This is a genomic window from Azospirillum sp. CT11-132 (assembly GCF_047302835.1).
Lineage (GTDB): Bacteria > Pseudomonadota > Alphaproteobacteria > Azospirillales > Azospirillaceae > Azospirillum.
Map to the genome: position 1 here is coordinate 416,543 of NZ_JBGLZA010000009.1, position 15,881 is coordinate 432,423.

The following is a 15,881-nucleotide window of genomic DNA, read 5'->3' on the forward strand; positions in this document are numbered from 1 at the left end:
ACTCCTCAATCGATCCCGGCGCGCCGGCCAGCGGGCATCAGCCAGCGGGTGAGTTGGCCGGCGATCCGGCCCGACGGCAGCACGACGCCAGCGCCGCCGCGCCGGATCAGGTCCTGCGGCATGCCGAAGACGACGGCGCTGTCCTCCGACTCCGCGATGGTACGGCCGCCGCGGGCGTGAAGCTCGGCCATCGCCGCCGCCCCGTCATTGCCCATGCCGGTCAGCAGCACCCCCACCAGCCGGTCCGGTTGCAGCAGCCGCATGGCGCTGGTCACCAGCCGGTCGGCATTGGGGTGCCAGGGCCGGTCGGGCGAGGGCGGCACGCAGACCGCCTGCAGCCGTCCGCCGCGCCGCGCCAGCTCGACGTCGGCGCTGCCGCGGGCGATGCAGACCATGCCCGGCGCCAGCACCGTCGCCCGCTCCACCTCCACCACCCTCAGCGCGCACAGCTCGTCCAGCCGGCGCGCCAGCGTCGCGGTGAAGGCGGCCGGCATGTGCTGCGCCACCACCACCGGCCAGGGAAAGCCGGCCGGCAGCAGGGGCAGGATGTCCTCCAGCGTGCTGGGTCCGCCGGTGGACACGCCGACCAGCACCACCCCCTCGCCCTCGCCGCCCGCCGCCGCCGTGGCTGCAGGCGACGCCACCGCGGGCGGCAGCCCCTCCGGCGCGACGAAATCCTCCCCGGCGATGCGGGCGCGGGCCAGCCGCAGCCGTTCGCGCAAGCCGCGGACGCGGCGCGGGCGGGAGGACGCGGCGGCGCGCACCGTCTCCACCAGCTCCTCGCCAATGCGGCCGATGGAACCGGCGGCCGGCTTCTGCACCGCCTCCACCGCGCCCAGCCGAAGCGCCTCCAGCGTCTCCTCCGCCCCCGCGCCGGTGAGGGCGGAGACCATGACGACCGGCTTGGGATGCTCCACCATGATGCGGGCAAGGCAGGTCAGCCCGTCCATGCCGGGCATGGTGACGTCGAGCGTCACCACGTCCGGATCGACGACCGGCAGGCGCGCCAGGGCCTCCTCCCCCGTCGCGGCGGTCTCCACCCGGAATCCGGCCTCGCTCAGCAGATCCGCGATGCGCCGGCGCATCAACGCGGAATCGTCCACCACCAGCACCGTCAGCACGCCGCCCCCCATCGCGTCTTCACTGTGGGGTAACGAGCAGGTCGGCCAGCCGGTCCATGTCGAGCAGGCTGTCCGCATCCATCAGCAGGATCAGGCGGGTGCCGCCGGCCACATCCCCGGCCGCATCCAGCGTGACGACCCGGCGGATCAGCCGGCGCTGCGCCGCCGACACCGCCGGTGCCGGACCGATCCGCTCCGCCGGGACCGTCAGCAGGCCGGACAGCCCGTCGACCAGCAGCCCGACCAGCAGCCCATCGCGCCCGACCACCACCACCCGCCCGCGCTCTAGCCCGCCGGAGAGACTGGCCGCGGCGGCCGGCAGGTTCAGCAACCGGCGCTGGTCGATCAGCGGCAGAACCTCGCCGCGCAGGGTCAGCACGCCGGCGACGAAGTCGGGCGCGTTGGGCAGCGGCGTGATGCTGTCGGGCCGGCGCAGCACCTCGCGCACGGCGGAGACCGGCAGGCCGTATTCCGCTCCGGCGAGGCGGAAGACGACGAAGCGTTCCGCGATTCCGCTCCCCTCCGCAGGCTGCGCCGGTTCCATCCCGTCCCCCTCTCCGCCCGCTTCCGCGCCGATTGCCGCGCCATGGCGGAACAGCCGCTCCGCCGACAGCACCGACACCAGTCGCCGCCCGCCATCCGCGCGGGCGATGCCGTCCAGATCCTCGAACTCAGGCTCGCGGGCAAGCAGCGGCGGCACCGGGTCGATCAGCGCGGGATCGAGCCGCAGGATCTCGCGCACCTCGTCCACCAGCACGCCGACCGGCGCCTCCCCGGCCCCGGACCGCACCACGACGACGCGGCGTCCGGCCCCCTGTCCGCCGTCCAGCCCGAACAGGGCACGCAACCCCACCAGCGGCAGCAGCCGGTCGCGCACCGCCATCACGCCCAGCAGATGCGCCTTGGCCCGCGCCATGCGGGCGACCTCGCGCGGGGCCGGCAGAACCTCGCGCACCCGATCCACCGGCAGGGCGAATTCCTGCCCGGCGACCTCGAAGACCAGCAGAGCCTGGCGATCAGGTCCGGCAGCCGCTTTCCCGGTCCCGGCCTCGCCCGCCGCCGCACGTCCGAACCCACCGGCGCCCCGCTCCGGCCGTTCCGCCTCGGTGTGGTCGCCGAACTGGCGGTCGATCAGCGCGTCCAGCTTCAGGATGGTGACCGAGCCGTCGCGCAGCAGGCCGTCCAGCATGGCGGGGTCGAGCCCGCCCTTCTCCTGCGTCACCGGATCGATGCGGTCGGGATCACTGCGCAGGATGCCGGCCATCGCGTCCACCCGCAGCCCCACCGGCTGGCCGCGATGCCCGACCAGCACCACGCGCGTCTCCCGCGTGGCGGCCCCACCGTCCGGCCTGCCCAATGCCCTGGCGAGGTCCAGCACCGGCACCGCCTCGCCATGCCACTGTGCCAGCCCATCCAGACTGGGCGGCCCCAGCGGGATGCGCACCAGTTCCGGCAGCCGGATCACCGCACGGACTGCCGCCAGCGGCAACGCGAGGCGCAGGTCGCCGACCGCCACCGTGACGAAGGCGAGAGCACCATCGGCCTCGGCTGTCGCCGCGCGGTCTCCGGCCACCTCTTGGGCCACGGCGGTCAAACCGCGCCCAGCAGGCTGTCGGCCATCGCCGCGATTTCCTCGATCGCCGACGCCAGCTCCTCGGCCCCCTTCGCCTGTTCGCGCGCGGCCTTGGCCGCTTCGGAACCGGCGAGGTTCGCGGCGGCGGCGGCGGCGGCCACCTGTTCCACGCCGACGCGGGTCTCGCGCAGGGCGGCGGTGGTCTCGTTGGCGGCGTCCAGGATCTCGCGACCGCCGGCGGTGACCACCCGCAGCTCCTGCGTGCCGGCGGTCAGGGTGACGCCGAAGGCGCGGTGGCGCGCGATCTCCGTCACCGCGGTCGCGGAGACCTCATCCACGTCGCGGCGCACCCGCAGCATCTGGTCCTGGATGTCGCGGACGATGTCCTTCACCCGCTCCGCGCTTTCCGCGCTGTCGCCGGCCAGCTTGCGGATGTCGCCGCTGACCACGGTGAAGCCGCGGCCGAACTCGCCCGCCCGCGCCGCTTCGATGGAGCCGCTGACCGCCAGCATGCCGGTCTGGATGGCGACGGTGGCGATGGCGTCCACCACCTTGTCGATGCGCCGGCCGATCCGCTCCAGCTCGTCCAGCCGCTCACCGGCCCGGCGGGAGGAGTCCACCGCCTCCAACATTCCGTCGGCCAGCTTCCCGATGGTCTCGCGCGTTTCACCCAGCAGACCTTCCATCGAGGTGCAGCGATCGACCGATTCGCCCGACCGCCCCGCGGCCAGCGTCGCGGCGGCGTCGATTTCCGCGATAGCCGACGCCAGCTGGTGGGTGGCGGCGCTCTGCGCCTGCGCCCCGCCGGAGATCTGGCCGATGGCGGTCATGATCTGGGCGGCGCCGCGGTTGATCTCCTCGATGGCTGCCGACAGCTCCTCGGCGGCGGAGGCCAGCTCGTCGGCGGTGGCGGCGAGGTCGGCGGTTCCCTCCAGATCCTCGGCCAGCTCGGACAGCTGTCCGGCGGCGCGCTGGCTCTGGGTCAGGGCAAGGGCCTGCTCGCCTGCGGTCCTCAGCGCCTCCTCGGCGGCGGCGGACTGCTCCTCGGCGCTGGCGGCGATGGTCTCGGCCCCGCGCAGGGCCTCGCGCGCGGCCTGATCGGCCTCCACGGCGGCGCGGATCGTCTCCTGCGCGCCCTGGACGATGGTCGACATGTCCGACCGCACGCCTTCCAGCTGCTGGACGATCATGCGCCCGCGCTCCACCTCCGCCTTGGCGGCGTCGGCGGAGGCGACGATGCCGGCGGCGATGGAGGCCACCGCCTCCTGGATTTCAACGACCATCCCCTGGATGTCGTTGGCGCTGCGCTCCGACCGTTCGGCCAGCGCCTGCACCTCGTCGGCGACGACGGCGAAGCCCTTGCCGGCCTCTCCCGCCCGCGCCGCCTCGATGGCGGCGTTCAGCGCCAGCAGGTTGGTCTGGTCGGCGATCGCGGCGACGCTCTGGACGATGGTGCCGATCTCCTGCGCCCGGGCTTCCAGGTCGCGGACCAGCCGCACCGATGCCTCCTGGCGCTCGGCGGCACGGACGATGCCGTCGATGGACGACAGGATCTGGCCGCTGACGTCCTTCAGCGTGGCCTGCAGCGCCTCGACCCGCAGCACCGCCTGCTCCGCCGTGCTGCGCGACCGGGTCAGAAGCTCCGACGCGCGGCCGATCATGCGCTGGGACTGCTGGGTGGCGCTGGCCGATTCCTCCGCCCCGGCGGCGATCTGCTCCATCGCCCGGCGCAGTTCCTCCGCCGCGGAGGCCGCCTGGGTCACGCCGCTCGCCAGTTCGGTGGCGGCGGCGGCGATGCCGCTGGCGGCCTGCCGGCGGCGCGAATCGGCACGCGCCCGGCGGCGCTGCGGCGCGCCCGGCGTGGCGGCCTGCGGCGCGGATTCGGTCGTGGCGGTCACGGATCCGGCGGCCTGATTCCCGGGGGCGGACCGATCCGGATCGCCGGCGGCGCCGGGCTTGCTCCGGGCGGTTTGCGCCGTGTCGATCTTCGTCTTCTTGATGAGTGCCATGGTCCTTACCCGCCTTTCCAGCCGGTTGTTCTTGTTGCCGTCACGCCACCAGCCGCCCGATATAGCGGCCGAGCGTCGCCTGCAGCGTCCCGGCGGAGCCGGCGTCGAGCAGCAGGACAACCCGTCCCGCCACCGCCGCCCCGTCGCCGCCCGGCAGGGTCGTGCGCAGGTCGATGTGGAACAGCACGGCGGCGCCGTCCGCGGTTGGAGCCGTTCCCGAACATCCCCGCAGGACGTCCGCCGCACCGCCGCGGAACACCGCCGGCAGGCCGGTTTCGACCGGTTCGCCCAGCAGGTTGGCGACCAGGGCCAGCGCGCTGTTCAGCACGACGTTGCCCAGCTCCGCCAGAACCTCGTCCTCCAGCTCGGGAACATCCTCCGCCGGCACGTCGGACGGCAGGGCGGCGCGCACCAGGCACAGGCTGCCCGCCTGGGGGAAGACCAGCAGGGCGCATCCCGCGAACAGGCCGCCCAGCGTTTCCGAAATGCCCACCAGCGGCGGCGTCAGCGCCCGGTCCAGCAGCCCGGCCACCTCGTCCGGCGGCACCATCTCCACCGACGGGACCGACAGGGTGACCAGCCCGCCCAGCATGCGGCCGAGCGCCGTCGAGGCCCGGCCGATGCCGATGTTGCCCAACTCAGCCAGCGCGTCGCGCTCCAGCTCGCTCAGCATGGGGGCTGCGGTCACTCCTGAGGAGCCTGGGTGGGCCGGCGCGGCGGCAGGGCGGTGGAGTTCAGGAAGCGGGCGACCTGCTCCTCCTCCAGCGGCTTGGGCATGAAGGCGGCGCCGACCGCGCGGATGCCGGACACCACCGCGTCCTGGGCGTTGGCGGTGATGATGGCGATGTGGACATCGGGATGGCTCTGGCGCAGCTTCGCCGCGGTGTCCACGCCGTTGTCGCCGGGCATGTTGTAGTCGATGATCGCGACGTCGACCGGCGTGCCCTGCAACGTCTTGAAGAGTTCGTCACCGTTCGCTGCCTCGACCACCGACCAGTCGGGCTTGTTGCGCAAGACCATGGCCCGCACATGCATGCGCGAAAGCTTGCTGTCGTCGACGATGATTGCAGTCTTACTCAAGATATAAGCCTTTTGGATGGAGATCGGCCGGCGAAGCCGAATTGCGCGCAAGTATACAGGATGAAGATTGTCACGCCAGTCCCCTTAACTGCATTCGGGATTTTGCCTGCGCGCCGCCCGGCCGATTCATGCTATCGAAATGGCCCGTTCCTTCCCTTGGCGCCCCTCGCTCATGCCGCCACCCGCAGCCCCCGCCAGAGCCGTCTCCACCAGACTGGCCGCCCTCCTGCGCGAGGCGCTGGCCCACCACCGCGCCGGGGACCTGGACGGGGCGGAGCGCGGCTATCGCGCCATGCTGGCGGTCGATGGCGGCAACGCCGACGCGCTGCACCTGCTGGGTGTGCTGCACCACCAGCGCAGGCAGGATGCCGACGCCGTCCGCCTGATCGGGCAGGCCATTGCCCGGCGCCCGAATATGGCGGAGCAGCATGCCAATCTCGGCCTCGCCCTCCACGCGCTGGGCCGGCTGGCGGAGGCGGAGGCGGAATACCGCCGGGCGCTCGCCCTGCGCGAGGCCTATGCGGAGGCGCACAACAGCCTGGGCAGCGCCCTGCAGGATCAGGACCGGCTGGCGGAGGCCGCGCGCCATTACCGCCGCGCGCTCGACCTCGACGCCGGCTATGCCGAGGCCTGGGCCAATCTCGGCACGCTGCTGCGGGCGCAGGATGACCATGGCGAGGCGGAAACGGCGCTGCGCCATGCCCTGCGGCTCGACCCCGGCCATGCCACCGCCCTGACCAACCTCGGCGTCGTGCTGAAGGAGACCGGCCGCACCGGCGAGGCCGAGGCGGCGCATCTGGAAGCGCTGCGCCTCGCCCCCGGCGATGCCGAGACGATGGTGAATCTCGCCCTGCTGCGCGAGGCGCAGGGGCGCGGCGAGGAGGCGGAGGCGCTCTATCGCCACGCTCTCGTCCATGCCCCCGGCTTTGCGTTGGCCCGCTGGAACCTCGCCCTGCGGCTGCTCGGCCGCGGCCGGCTGGCGGAGGGGTGGGACGAGTATGAGGCGCGCTTCGCCTCCCGCCGCGTGTCCGCCGGGCGCAACATCGCCCTGCCGGCCTGGGATGGCGCGACCGGCCGGCGCCTGCTGGTCTGGCGCGAACAGGGGCTGGGCGACGAGCTGATGTTCGGCACCGCCCTGCCCGACCTCGCCGCAACGCTGGGGCCGGCGGCGCTGGTGGTGGAGGTCGATGCCCGCCTGACAGGACTGGTCGGCCGCGCCCTGCCCGGCGTCACGGTGCGGGCGGAGACGGCTGACCCGACGGACGCCGCCACCGGTGCCGCCACCGGTGCCAAGGCCCATCTGCCGATGGGAACGCTGCCCCGTCTGCTGCGCTCCACCCTGGCCGATTTTCCCGCCCGGCCGTCCTGGCTGGCGCCCGACCCGGCGCGCGCCGCAGCATGGGCTGACCGGCTGGCGGCGCTGGGGCCGGGTCTGCGCGTCGGGATCTGCTGGGGCAGCCAGAACATGCTGGGGGAGCGCAAGGCTTCCTACACCGCGCTCGCCGACTGGGCGCCGCTGCTGACCCTGCCCGGCCTGATCCCGGTCACCCTGCAATATGACGGGCGCGAGGCGGAAATCGCCGCAGTCGAGGCCAAACTGGACCTGCGCATCCACCGCTGGCCCGGCACCGACCTGAAGAACGATCTGGAGGGCGTCGCCGCGCTGATCGCTAACCTCGACCTCGTGGTGACGGTGGCGAGTTCGGTCGGCGAGATGGCGGGCGCGCTGGGGGTGCCGGTCTGGCGCTTCGGCCCGGCCGGCGACTGGACGGCGCTGGGCAGCGGCGTGCGGCCCTGGTTCCCGTCGATGCGGCTGTGGAGCACGCGCTCCGGCGAGACCCTGCCCGACGTTCTGGTGCGCATGGCTGCGGAGTTGCGCCGGCTGGTCCCTGCCTTGCCCTTTGATGAATGGCTTGCCGAAGCCCGCTCGCTTCATGAGTCAGGCCGCTGGCCCGAGGCGGAGAAGGCTTACCAACGCATCCTAGACCAGGGCGGCGAGGTGCCGGCGGCGCTTGAGGGCTACGCGCTGCTCGGCCATCAGGCCGGCCGCCCCGACATCGCCGCCACCCTGCTGAGCCGCGCCATCGCGGTGGAGCCGACCGCCGACCGCCATAAGCGCCGCGCGCTGGCCCATCAGGAGATGGGCGCCCTGGCCGACGCCGAGGCCGACTGGCTGGCCGCCGCCCTGCTCGCCCCCGACGACGTCGAGGCGCTCGGCAATCTCGGCGCCCTTCGCCTGTCTCGTGGCGCGGCGGCCGAGGCGGCGGAGGCGACCGACGCGGCGCGGCGCCTCGCCCCCTTCCATGCCGGGCTTTGGTCCAATGCCGGGCTGGCGCGGCAGGCGCTGGGCAGCGACGGCCTGCCCTTTTTCCAGCGGGCACTCGCCCTCGACCCGGCACTGGCGGAGGCCTGGACCGCCCTGTCGGCCGATGCCCTGCGCGACCCCGGCCATGCCGCCGAGGCGGAGCATGCCGCCGGCCGGGCCTTGCACCTGCGACCCGGCGACCCGGCGGCGACCAGCAATCTGGGACTGGCGGCCCTGGCGCTCGACCGCCCCGCCGAGGCGGTGGCGCATCTGCGGCTGGCGCTCCAGGGTCGGCCGGGCGAGCTCGGCACGCTAGGCAACCTCGCATTGGCGTTGGAGCGGGCGGGCGACGGCAATGCCGCCGGGCTGGCCTGGTGGCGGGTGACCCTGTTCGCCCCCGGCACCGGCGCCGGCTGGGCCGGGCTGGCCGACCTGCGGCAACGGCAGGGCCGGCTCGACGCCGCGCTGAAGGGCTGGGGCCGTGCCCTGGCGTTGGAGCCGGCGCGGGCCGACTGGCGCTACAATCTCGGCAATGCCCTGCACGCCGCCGGCCGCCCGGCCGAGGCGGACGCGGCCTATCGCCGGGCGGTGGAGGACGACCCGACCCTGACGCTCGCCGCTTTCAACCGCGGTTACGCGGCGCTGGCGCGCGGGGAGATCACCGACGGCTGGACCGGGCTGGAGGCGCGATTCGCCGCCGGGCAGGCCCTGCCCGACCGCCGCTTCCGCATTCCCGCCTGGGATGGCGGCGATCCGGCCGGAAAGACCGTGCTGGTCTGGCGCGAACAGGGGGTGGGCGACGAGCTGATGTTCAGCGCCTGCTACCCCGACCTGATCGCGCGCGCCGGCCGGGTGATTTTGGAATGCGAGCCGCGGCTGGTGGACCTGTTCGCGCGCTCCTTCCCACAGGCGGTGGTGCGCGCGGCGACGGCGGATCCGGTGGACGCCGACTGCCACGTTCCGGCGGGGTCGCTGCCCTTGCTGCTGGGCTGGGGGCTGAGCGGCTTTCCGGCGCGGGGGGATGGCTGCGGGCGGACGGGGCGGCGGTGGAGCGGTGGCGGGGGTGGTTGGGTGGGCTTTCCGGAGACACTTGCCCCCACCCTACCCCTCCCCCGCTGGGCGGGGGAGGGGATAGGAGCTTTGTCGGCGTTCAGCGGCAGTCCCTCCCCCGCCCAGCGGGGGAGGATAGGTGGGGGGCTAACTCCGCAAGAAGCGACACCCTCACCATCGGCCTCTGCTGGCGCAGCAGCCTTCGCACCGCGCTCCGCGATGCCAACTACGCCCCGCTGGCCGACTGGGCGCCGATCCTCACCCTGCCCGGCCTGCGCTTCATCAACCTTCAATATGACGACTGCGAAGCCGAACTCGCCGACGCCGAAAACCGCTTCGGTATCACGATCCACCGCCCGCCGCTCCACCTGAAGAACGACCTCGACGGCGCGGCGGCCCTGACGGCGGCGCTGGATCTGGTGATCTCCGCCGGAACGTCGGTGGCGGAGATGGCCGGCGCGCTGGGATTGCCGGTCTGGCGGATCGGGCCGGCAGGGGACTGGACGGCGCTCGGCACCGGCTGCCGGCCCTGGTATCCGTCGATGCGGCTGTTCGGCCCGCGACCGGGAGAAACGCTCGGCGACGCGCTGGGCGCCGCCGGGCGTGCCCTCAACGCTCTCAGAACGCGGGAACCACGGCGTTCTTGAACTTGGTGAGGATGAACTCCTTCACCTCCGGGCTGTTGTAGGCCTTCACCAGCTTGGCGACCCAGGGCTTGTCCTTGTCGGCCTTGCGGACGGCGATGACGTTGGCATAGGGGCTGTCCGCCGCCTCGCGGGCGATGGCATCCTTGACCGGGTCGATGCCGGCCTCCAGCGCGAAGTTGGTGTTGATGGCGGCGACGGTCACGTCATCCAGCGAGCGTGGCAGCTGGGCGGCGTCCAGCTCGACGATCTCCAGCTTCTTCGGGTTCTCGACGATGTCGATCGGCGAGGCCTTCAGCGTGCCGCCGTCCTTCAGCTTGATCAGACCCTTGGCCTGCAGCAGCAGCAGGACGCGACCGCCGTTGGTCGGGTCGTTGGGGATGGCGACTTTGGCGCCGGACTGCAGCTCGTCCAGGCTCTTGACCTTCTTGGAATAGATGCCGATCGGGTAGACCACCGTCTTGCCGACGCTGACCAGATCGAAACCGCGGTCCTTCACCTGATTGTCCAGATAGGGCTGGTGCTGGAAGCTGTTGGCGTCCAGATCGCCGCCGGCCAGCGCCTGGTTCGGGATAACGTAGTCGGTGAACTCGATGATCTGGATGTCCAGCCCGTCCTTGGCGGCGATGGGCTTCACCGCCTCCAGGATCTGGGCGTGCGGACCGGCGGTGACGCCGACCTTGATGGTTTCGGCAGATGCACCGAAGGCGACGGCCAGGGTGGCGGCGCCGGCCAACAATGACGCCAGCGAACGGAAGCGCAGCATCTCGAACACTCCTCGGGTTTCTTGTGTCAGGATTTCGGGATCAGGATTTCAGATTGCGTTTGTTGACGCGGCGGGCGATCCAGTCGCCCGTCGACTGAAGGATCTGCACCAGCACGATCAGCACGATCACCACCGCCAGCATCACCTCCGGCAGGAAGCGCTGATAGCCGTAGCGGATGCCGAGGTCGCCCAGACCGCCGCCACCGACCGCGCCGACCATGGCCGAATAGCCGACGAGGCTGACCGCCGACAGGGTCAGGCCGGCGACGATGCCCGGCAGGGCTTCCGGCAGCAGGACCTTGCGGATGATCTGGAACGGCGTGGCGCCCATCGCCTGCGCCGCCTCGACCAGTCCGCGATCCACCTCGCGCACCGCATTCTCGACGACGCGGGCGATGAAGGGGGCGGCGGCGACGGTCAGCGGCACGATGGCGGCATTGGTGCCGATGGAGGTGCCGGCGATCAGCCGGGTGAAGGGAATGATCGCCACCACCAGGATGATGAAGGGGGTGGAGCGGGTCATGTTGACCACCGCTCCCATCACCTTGTTGAAGGCGAAGTTCTGCAGCAGCTCGCCCCGGCCGGTGACGGCCAGCATCACGCCGATCGGCAGCCCGATCAGCGTCCCGATGGCGCCCGACACCGCCACCATGTGCAGCGTGTCGAGCAGCCCCTTGATCAGCAGGTCAATGATTTGCGGGGAGAGCATGGCCCAACACCTCGACACCCAGATTGTTCTCTTTCACCAGCGCCATGGCGGCCTCGACCTTGGCCTGATCGCCCAGCGCCTCCACCACCAGCGTGCCGAAGGGCGCGCCCTGGATTTCGTCGATCTGGCCGTGCCAGATGTTCAGGTCCAACTCCAGTTGGCGGCTGATGGCGCTGATGACCGGGGTGGTCGCCTTCTCGCCGGTGAAGGTGATGCGCAGCACCGGATTGCTCCCCAAGCCGGGCTGCGGCGACAGCCTGTCGCGCAGGCTGTCGGGGATGCCGCGGTTGATGACGGGATCGACGAAGCTGCGGGTGGTCGGGTGCTTCGGGTGGGCGAAGATGTCGAAGACCGGCCCCTGTTCGATCACCCGGCCGCCTTCCATCACCGCCACCTTGTGGCAGATCTCCTTGATGACGGCGATCTCGTGGGTGATGAGGACGATGGTCAGGCCCAGCCGCCGGTTGATGTCGGCCAGCAGATGCAGGATCTGCGTCGTCGTCTCGGGATCGAGCGCCGAGGTCGCCTCGTCCGACAGCAGCACCTTCGGCTTGCTGGCGAGAGCGCGTGCGATGCCGACGCGCTGCTTCTGCCCGCCCGACAGTTCCGCCGGATAGCGGTCGCGCTTGTCGGCCAACCCGACGAGGTCGAGCAGCGGCTCAACCGCCTTGCGGATCTCCGCTCTGGCCATGCCGGCCAGTTCCAGCGGCAGCGCCACATTGTCGAAGACGGTGCGCGAGGACAGCAGGTTGAAGTGCTGGAAGATCATGCCGATGGAATGGCGGGCCTGCCGCAGTTCCGCCGCGGACAGGGTGGTCATCTCCACCCCGTCGACCATGACGCTGCCCGAAGTCGGGCTTTCCAGCAGGTTGACCGTGCGAAGCAGCGTGGATTTCCCCGCGCCGGACCGGCCGATGATGCCGAAGATCTCGCCGCGGCCGACCGTGATGTCGACGTCGGCGAGTGCCTGGACCGAAGCCCCGCCGCCACGTGCGGCGTAAGTCTTGTGAATGTTTGTTAGCGTTATCATCATTTATTCGGCAAAGGGGGACGTCCTGCGTCCCCCCAGCCCCTTCACCAAGTCGGAATGATGGAACCGTTGAAGCGCGTTTCGATAAACTGCCGCACTTCGGGCGAACGATACAGCGCAATGAAGCGCTTGATCGTCGGGTCTTCCATGCGATCCTTGCGGACCGCCCACACCAGGTTCCACTTGGACTGGTCATCCTCCAGCACCAGCGCCTTCTTCGATTCCAGCCCGGCCAGCACGGCATAGTTGAGGGTGATGACCGACGCATCCACGTCGTCGAGCGAGCGCGGAAGCTGCGCCGCATCCAACTCCACCAGCTTGATGCCCTTCGGGTTCACGACGTCGGCGATGGTGGTGTTCAGCCCCGCCCCCTCCTTCAGCCCGATCACGCCGGCCCTGGCCAGCAGGAACAGGGCACGGGCGCCGTTGGTGGGGTCGTTGGGGATCGACACCGACGCGCCCGGCTTCAGGTCGGCCAGCGCCTTCACCTTGCTGCTGTAGACGCCCATCGGCACCACGACGCTCTTGGCGACGGAGACGATGTCGTAGTTGCGCTGCTTCACCTGATTATCCAGGAAGGGCTGGTGCTGGAAGTTGTTGGCGTCGATGTCGCCGGCCTGGAGTGCCGCGTTCGGCATGTTCCAGTCGGTGAACTCGATCACCTGCGCCTCGATGCCCTCCTTGGCGGCCAGCTTGGCGGTGAAGTCCAGGATCTCGCCATAGGGGCCGGCCGAAACGCCGAGCTTCAGCGGAGCGGCGACGGCGGAGGCGGCGGAGGTCAGCAGGCCGGCGGCGACCGCCACCGACATCAGGATGCGTTTCATCGGGACTTTCCTCGGAATCGTTGGATCGGCGGGTCGTCAGCGGCGGCGGGTGTCGGGCAGCCGGCTGTAATGCTGGTGGGCGGCGCGCTGGGCCTGTCCGACATTGCGGAAGACGCGGCGGTCGAGATCGCGGAAAGCCCAATCGGACACGAAGAAGGTGAAGCCGCCGCGTTCGGCGACGACGATGCCGGCGGAGCGGCCTTGGACTTCGATGGCGTAGGCGTTGGCGTGGGACATGGCGAAGGACTCCCCTCGGCGCGGCTGGCCCTCGGCATGGCGGGGCGGCGGCGCAACGGCGTTCGGGACTGGCGGATATGCGGGATGGGCGCTGTGTTGTTGTGCCGCAGGTCAGCGGCAACACAGGCCCGAACGCATCATGCAGGCCGGGGGCGCGGTCCGAAGCACGGATGGGGGAGCGGAAACTCGCGAGGTCATTCCGGTCTCTCCTTCTTGAAGAGGTCCACGACCGGTATCGTGGCGCTTTAGCGTTTGGTGACGCGGCGCAAGCTGCAGAAGTCAAATTGCCGCGGGATGCCCGGTGGGGCGTCCATGGGTTTTTTATCTACTCTTTCGATGGGGTTTGGTCAAACTCATTTTTCGGTTTTGTGTGAAATTCCGTATTGGGCAGAATTCTCGCGTAAAATCTCGCAGACGCGACAGCGACAGGTGACGGGCGCGTGGAATGTGCTATCTATCGCGTCGATGGTTCATCCGGGGCATGCACATCGCCCCGGCGAGCGAAGCGAGGAGAGTGTTTTGTCCGCCGATCCCAGTCTCCAAGGGGTGACGGCCGCCACGGTGGCCGCACCGGTTGACGACCAGCTGGTGCTGGCCCTGCCCAAGGGCCGCATCCTGAAGGAACTGCGCCCGCTGCTGTCCCATGCCGGCATCCATCCGGAGCCGGCCTTCGACGACGACAAGAGCCGGCTTCTGCGCTTCGCCACCAATGTGCCGAACCTCAGCATCATCCGTGTCCGCTCCTTCGACGTGGCGACCTTCGTCGCCTTCGGCGCCGCCCATCTGGGCGTGGCGGGCAACGACGTGCTGATGGAATTCGACTATCCGGAAATCTACGCCCCGCTCGACCTCGGCATCGGCGCCTGCCGGCTGTCGGTCGCCGAACCGGTGGAGATGATGGAGGGCGACGATCCGTCGCGCTGGAGCCACGTCCGCGTCGCCACCAAATACCCGGAAGTGACCAAGCGCCACTTCGCCGCCCGCGGCGTCCAGGCCGAATGCGTCAAGCTGAACGGCGCGATGGAGCTGGCGCCGACGCTGGGCCTGTGCCGCCGCATCGTCGACCTGGTCTCCACCGGCTCGACGCTGAAGGCCAACGGGCTGGTGGAGGTGGAGCATATCGCCGACGTCACCTCGCGCCTGATCGTCAACCGCGCCGCCTTCAAGACGCGGACGGCCGAGATTTCTCAGTGGATCGACAAGTTCCGGGAGGCGGTGAATGCCCGTCAGGCTTGATATTCGCGACGCGGACTTCGCCGCCGGGTTCGAGGCGCTGCTGCACGCCAAGCGTGAGGCCAGCGAGGATGTCCAGACCCTGGTCGCCGGTGTGATCGAGCAGGTGCGCACGCGCGGCGACGACGCCCTGATCGACTACACCGCCCGCTGGGACCGTCAGACCCTGACGCCCGAGACCCTGCGCATCGGCCGGGACGAGATCGATGCCGCCACGGCGAAATGCTCGGCCGAGACGCTGGAGGCGCTGGACCTCGCGGCCGCGCGGATCGAGGAGTTCCACCGCCGCCAGATTCCGGAGGTCACCGACTACCGCGACGCCGCCGGGGTGCGGCTGGGCGCGCGCTGGACGCCGGTCGGCGCCGTCGGTCTCTATGTGCCGGGCGGCACCGCCTCCTACCCGTCGTCGGTGCTGATGAACGCCTTGCCGGCCAAGGTCGCCGGGGTGGAGCGCGTCGTCATGGTGGTGCCGACGCCGGATGGGGCGATCAACCCGCTGGTGCTGGCCGCGGCCAAGCGCTGCGGCATCGACGAGATCTACCGCATCGGCGGCGCCCAGGCGGTCGCGGCGCTGGCCCACGGCACGGCGACGATCCGGCCGGTCGACAAGATCGTCGGCCCCGGCAACGCCTTCGTCGCCGCCGCCAAGCGGCAGGTCTACGGCCTCGTCGGCATCGACAGCATCGCCGGCCCGTCGGAAATCCTGGTGGTCGCCGATGGGAAGAACGATCCGGCTTGGATCGCCATGGACCTGCTATCGCAAGCCGAACACGACACCTCAGCCCAGTCGATCCTGATCACCGACGATGCCGCCTTCGCCGACGCGGTCGCCGCGGCGGTGGAGAAGCATCTGGAGACGCTGCCGCGCACGGCGATCGCCGGTGAAAGCTGGCGGGAGCATGGCGCCATCGTGCTGGTCGGCGACCTGACGGCCGATTCGCTGGCGCTGGTCGACCGGCTGGCGCCGGAGCATCTGGAACTGGCCGTCGAAGATCCGGACGCGCTGGCGGCCAAGATCCGCAATGCCGGCGCCATCTTCCTCGGCCGCTACACGCCGGAGGCCATCGGCGATTACGTCGCAGGTCCCAACCATGTGCTGCCGACGGCGCGCAGCGCCCGCTTCTCCTCCGGCCTCAACGTGCTGGACTTCATGAAGCGGACGACCTTCGTCGCCTGCGACGCCGACAGCCTGCGGGCCATCGGCCCGGCGGCGGTGACGCTGGCGATGGCCGAAGGGCTGGAGGCGCATGCGCGCTCCGTCGCGCAGCGGCTGCCGGGCTACAAAGACTAACGACAGCGG

The 15,881-nt window shown here is 70.9% G+C and carries 14 protein-coding genes; 4 read left to right on the forward strand and 10 right to left on the reverse strand.

Features of this window, described 5'->3' with window-relative positions; genetic code table 11:
* Positions 1-5: 5 nt before the first annotated feature.
* Genes cheB through ACCD06_RS33560 form a run of 5 tightly spaced genes read right to left on the reverse strand, consistent with a single transcriptional unit; the run spans position 6 to position 5,783 of the window.
* The gene (gene cheB / locus ACCD06_RS33540; protein ID WP_413347009.1) at positions 6-1,121 is read right to left on the reverse strand and encodes a chemotaxis-specific protein-glutamate methyltransferase CheB; all 1,116 of its coding nucleotides are present in this window, start codon (positions 1,119-1,121) and stop codon (positions 6-8) included.
* A 19-nt stretch (positions 1,122-1,140) separates the two neighbouring features.
* Positions 1,141-2,706 (reverse strand): chemotaxis protein CheW, encoded by a 1,566-nt coding sequence (locus tag ACCD06_RS33545; protein ID WP_413346722.1) that lies wholly within the window; start codon positions 2,704-2,706, stop codon positions 1,141-1,143.
* Positions 2,707-2,711: 5 nt separating this feature from the next.
* Positions 2,712-4,703: a methyl-accepting chemotaxis protein gene (locus ACCD06_RS33550; protein WP_413346724.1), complete on the reverse strand. Its 1,992-nt coding sequence runs from the start codon at positions 4,701-4,703 to the stop codon at positions 2,712-2,714.
* A gap of 40 nt (positions 4,704-4,743) precedes the next feature.
* A complete protein-coding gene (locus tag ACCD06_RS33555) occupies positions 4,744-5,391 on the reverse strand; it encodes a chemotaxis protein CheC (RefSeq protein ID WP_109073231.1) in 648 nt (215 codons plus the stop codon).
* The gene (locus tag ACCD06_RS33560; protein WP_109073230.1) at positions 5,388-5,783 is read right to left on the reverse strand and encodes a response regulator transcription factor; all 396 of its coding nucleotides are present in this window, start codon (positions 5,781-5,783) and stop codon (positions 5,388-5,390) included. Before ACCD06_RS33560 ends, ACCD06_RS33555 begins: the two co-directional genes overlap by 4 nt.
* A 172-nt stretch (positions 5,784-5,955) precedes the next feature.
* Here ACCD06_RS33560 and ACCD06_RS33565 point away from each other — a divergent pair, with 172 nt between their 5' ends.
* Both ACCD06_RS33565 and ACCD06_RS33570 read left to right on the forward strand, forming a co-directional pair.
* Positions 5,956-9,510 carry a tetratricopeptide repeat protein gene (locus tag ACCD06_RS33565; protein ID WP_413346727.1) on the forward strand — a complete coding sequence of 1,185 codons (3,555 nt, stop codon included), beginning with the start codon at positions 5,956-5,958 and terminating at the stop codon, positions 9,508-9,510.
* A 47-nt stretch (positions 9,511-9,557) separates the two neighbouring features.
* Positions 9,558-9,785 carry a hypothetical protein gene (locus tag ACCD06_RS33570; protein ID WP_413346729.1) on the forward strand — a complete coding sequence of 76 codons (228 nt, stop codon included), beginning with the start codon at positions 9,558-9,560 and terminating at the stop codon, positions 9,783-9,785.
* On the opposite strand, the gene ACCD06_RS33575 is transcribed toward ACCD06_RS33570, so the two are convergent.
* From ACCD06_RS33575 to ACCD06_RS33595, 5 genes are read right to left on the reverse strand one after another with little or no spacing between them, the layout of a single operon-like run.
* Positions 9,757-10,548, reverse strand: a complete 792-nt coding sequence (locus tag ACCD06_RS33575) for a MetQ/NlpA family ABC transporter substrate-binding protein (protein ID WP_136701158.1) — start codon at positions 10,546-10,548, stop codon at positions 9,757-9,759. The genes ACCD06_RS33570 and ACCD06_RS33575 overlap by 29 nt on opposite strands.
* A 40-nt stretch (positions 10,549-10,588) precedes the next feature.
* Positions 10,589-11,257 (reverse strand): methionine ABC transporter permease, encoded by a 669-nt coding sequence (locus tag ACCD06_RS33580; RefSeq protein ID WP_109073227.1) that lies wholly within the window; start codon positions 11,255-11,257, stop codon positions 10,589-10,591.
* Entirely contained in the window at positions 11,235-12,287 is a 1,053-nt protein-coding gene (locus ACCD06_RS33585) for a methionine ABC transporter ATP-binding protein (RefSeq protein WP_413347011.1), read from the reverse strand. The genes ACCD06_RS33580 and ACCD06_RS33585 overlap by 23 nt, the downstream gene beginning before the upstream one ends.
* Before the next feature lie 44 nt (positions 12,288-12,331).
* Entirely contained in the window at positions 12,332-13,111 is a 780-nt protein-coding gene (locus ACCD06_RS33590) for a MetQ/NlpA family ABC transporter substrate-binding protein (protein ID WP_413346731.1), read from the reverse strand.
* Positions 13,112-13,147: 36 nt separating this feature from the next.
* Positions 13,148-13,348, reverse strand: a complete 201-nt coding sequence (locus ACCD06_RS33595) for a hypothetical protein (protein WP_045583820.1) — start codon at positions 13,346-13,348, stop codon at positions 13,148-13,150.
* 465 nt (positions 13,349-13,813) lie between these two features.
* Between ACCD06_RS33595 and hisG the strand changes: the two genes are divergently transcribed.
* A complete protein-coding gene (hisG, locus tag ACCD06_RS33600; protein ID WP_413346734.1) occupies positions 13,814-14,584 on the forward strand; it encodes an ATP phosphoribosyltransferase in 771 nt (256 codons plus the stop codon).
* The gene (hisD, locus tag ACCD06_RS33605; protein ID WP_413346736.1) at positions 14,568-15,872 is read left to right on the forward strand and encodes a histidinol dehydrogenase; all 1,305 of its coding nucleotides are present in this window, start codon (positions 14,568-14,570) and stop codon (positions 15,870-15,872) included. The genes hisG and hisD overlap by 17 nt, the downstream gene beginning before the upstream one ends.
* Positions 15,873-15,881: the final 9 nt, after the last annotated feature.

Excerpts from the sequence above, each read along its gene's own strand:
- ACCD06_RS33585 (WP_413347011.1), bottom strand. The coding sequence starts at position 12,287 with ATGATAACGCTAACAAACATTCACAAGACTTACGCCGCACGTGGCGGC.
- ACCD06_RS33575 (WP_136701158.1), bottom strand. The coding sequence starts at position 10,548 with ATGCTGCGCTTCCGTTCGCTGGCGTCATTGTTGGCCGGCGCCGCCACC.
- hisD (WP_413346736.1), top strand. The coding sequence starts at position 14,568 with ATGCCCGTCAGGCTTGATATTCGCGACGCGGACTTCGCCGCCGGGTTC.
- ACCD06_RS33590 (WP_413346731.1), bottom strand. The coding sequence starts at position 13,111 with ATGAAACGCATCCTGATGTCGGTGGCGGTCGCCGCCGGCCTGCTGACC.
- ACCD06_RS33550 (WP_413346724.1), bottom strand. The coding sequence starts at position 4,703 with ATGGCACTCATCAAGAAGACGAAGATCGACACGGCGCAAACCGCCCGG.
- hisG (WP_413346734.1), top strand. The coding sequence starts at position 13,814 with ATGGTTCATCCGGGGCATGCACATCGCCCCGGCGAGCGAAGCGAGGAG.
- ACCD06_RS33595 (WP_045583820.1), bottom strand. The coding sequence starts at position 13,348 with ATGTCCCACGCCAACGCCTACGCCATCGAAGTCCAAGGCCGCTCCGCC.
- ACCD06_RS33580 (WP_109073227.1), bottom strand. The coding sequence starts at position 11,257 with ATGCTCTCCCCGCAAATCATTGACCTGCTGATCAAGGGGCTGCTCGAC.
- ACCD06_RS33565 (WP_413346727.1), top strand. The coding sequence starts at position 5,956 with ATGCCGCCACCCGCAGCCCCCGCCAGAGCCGTCTCCACCAGACTGGCC.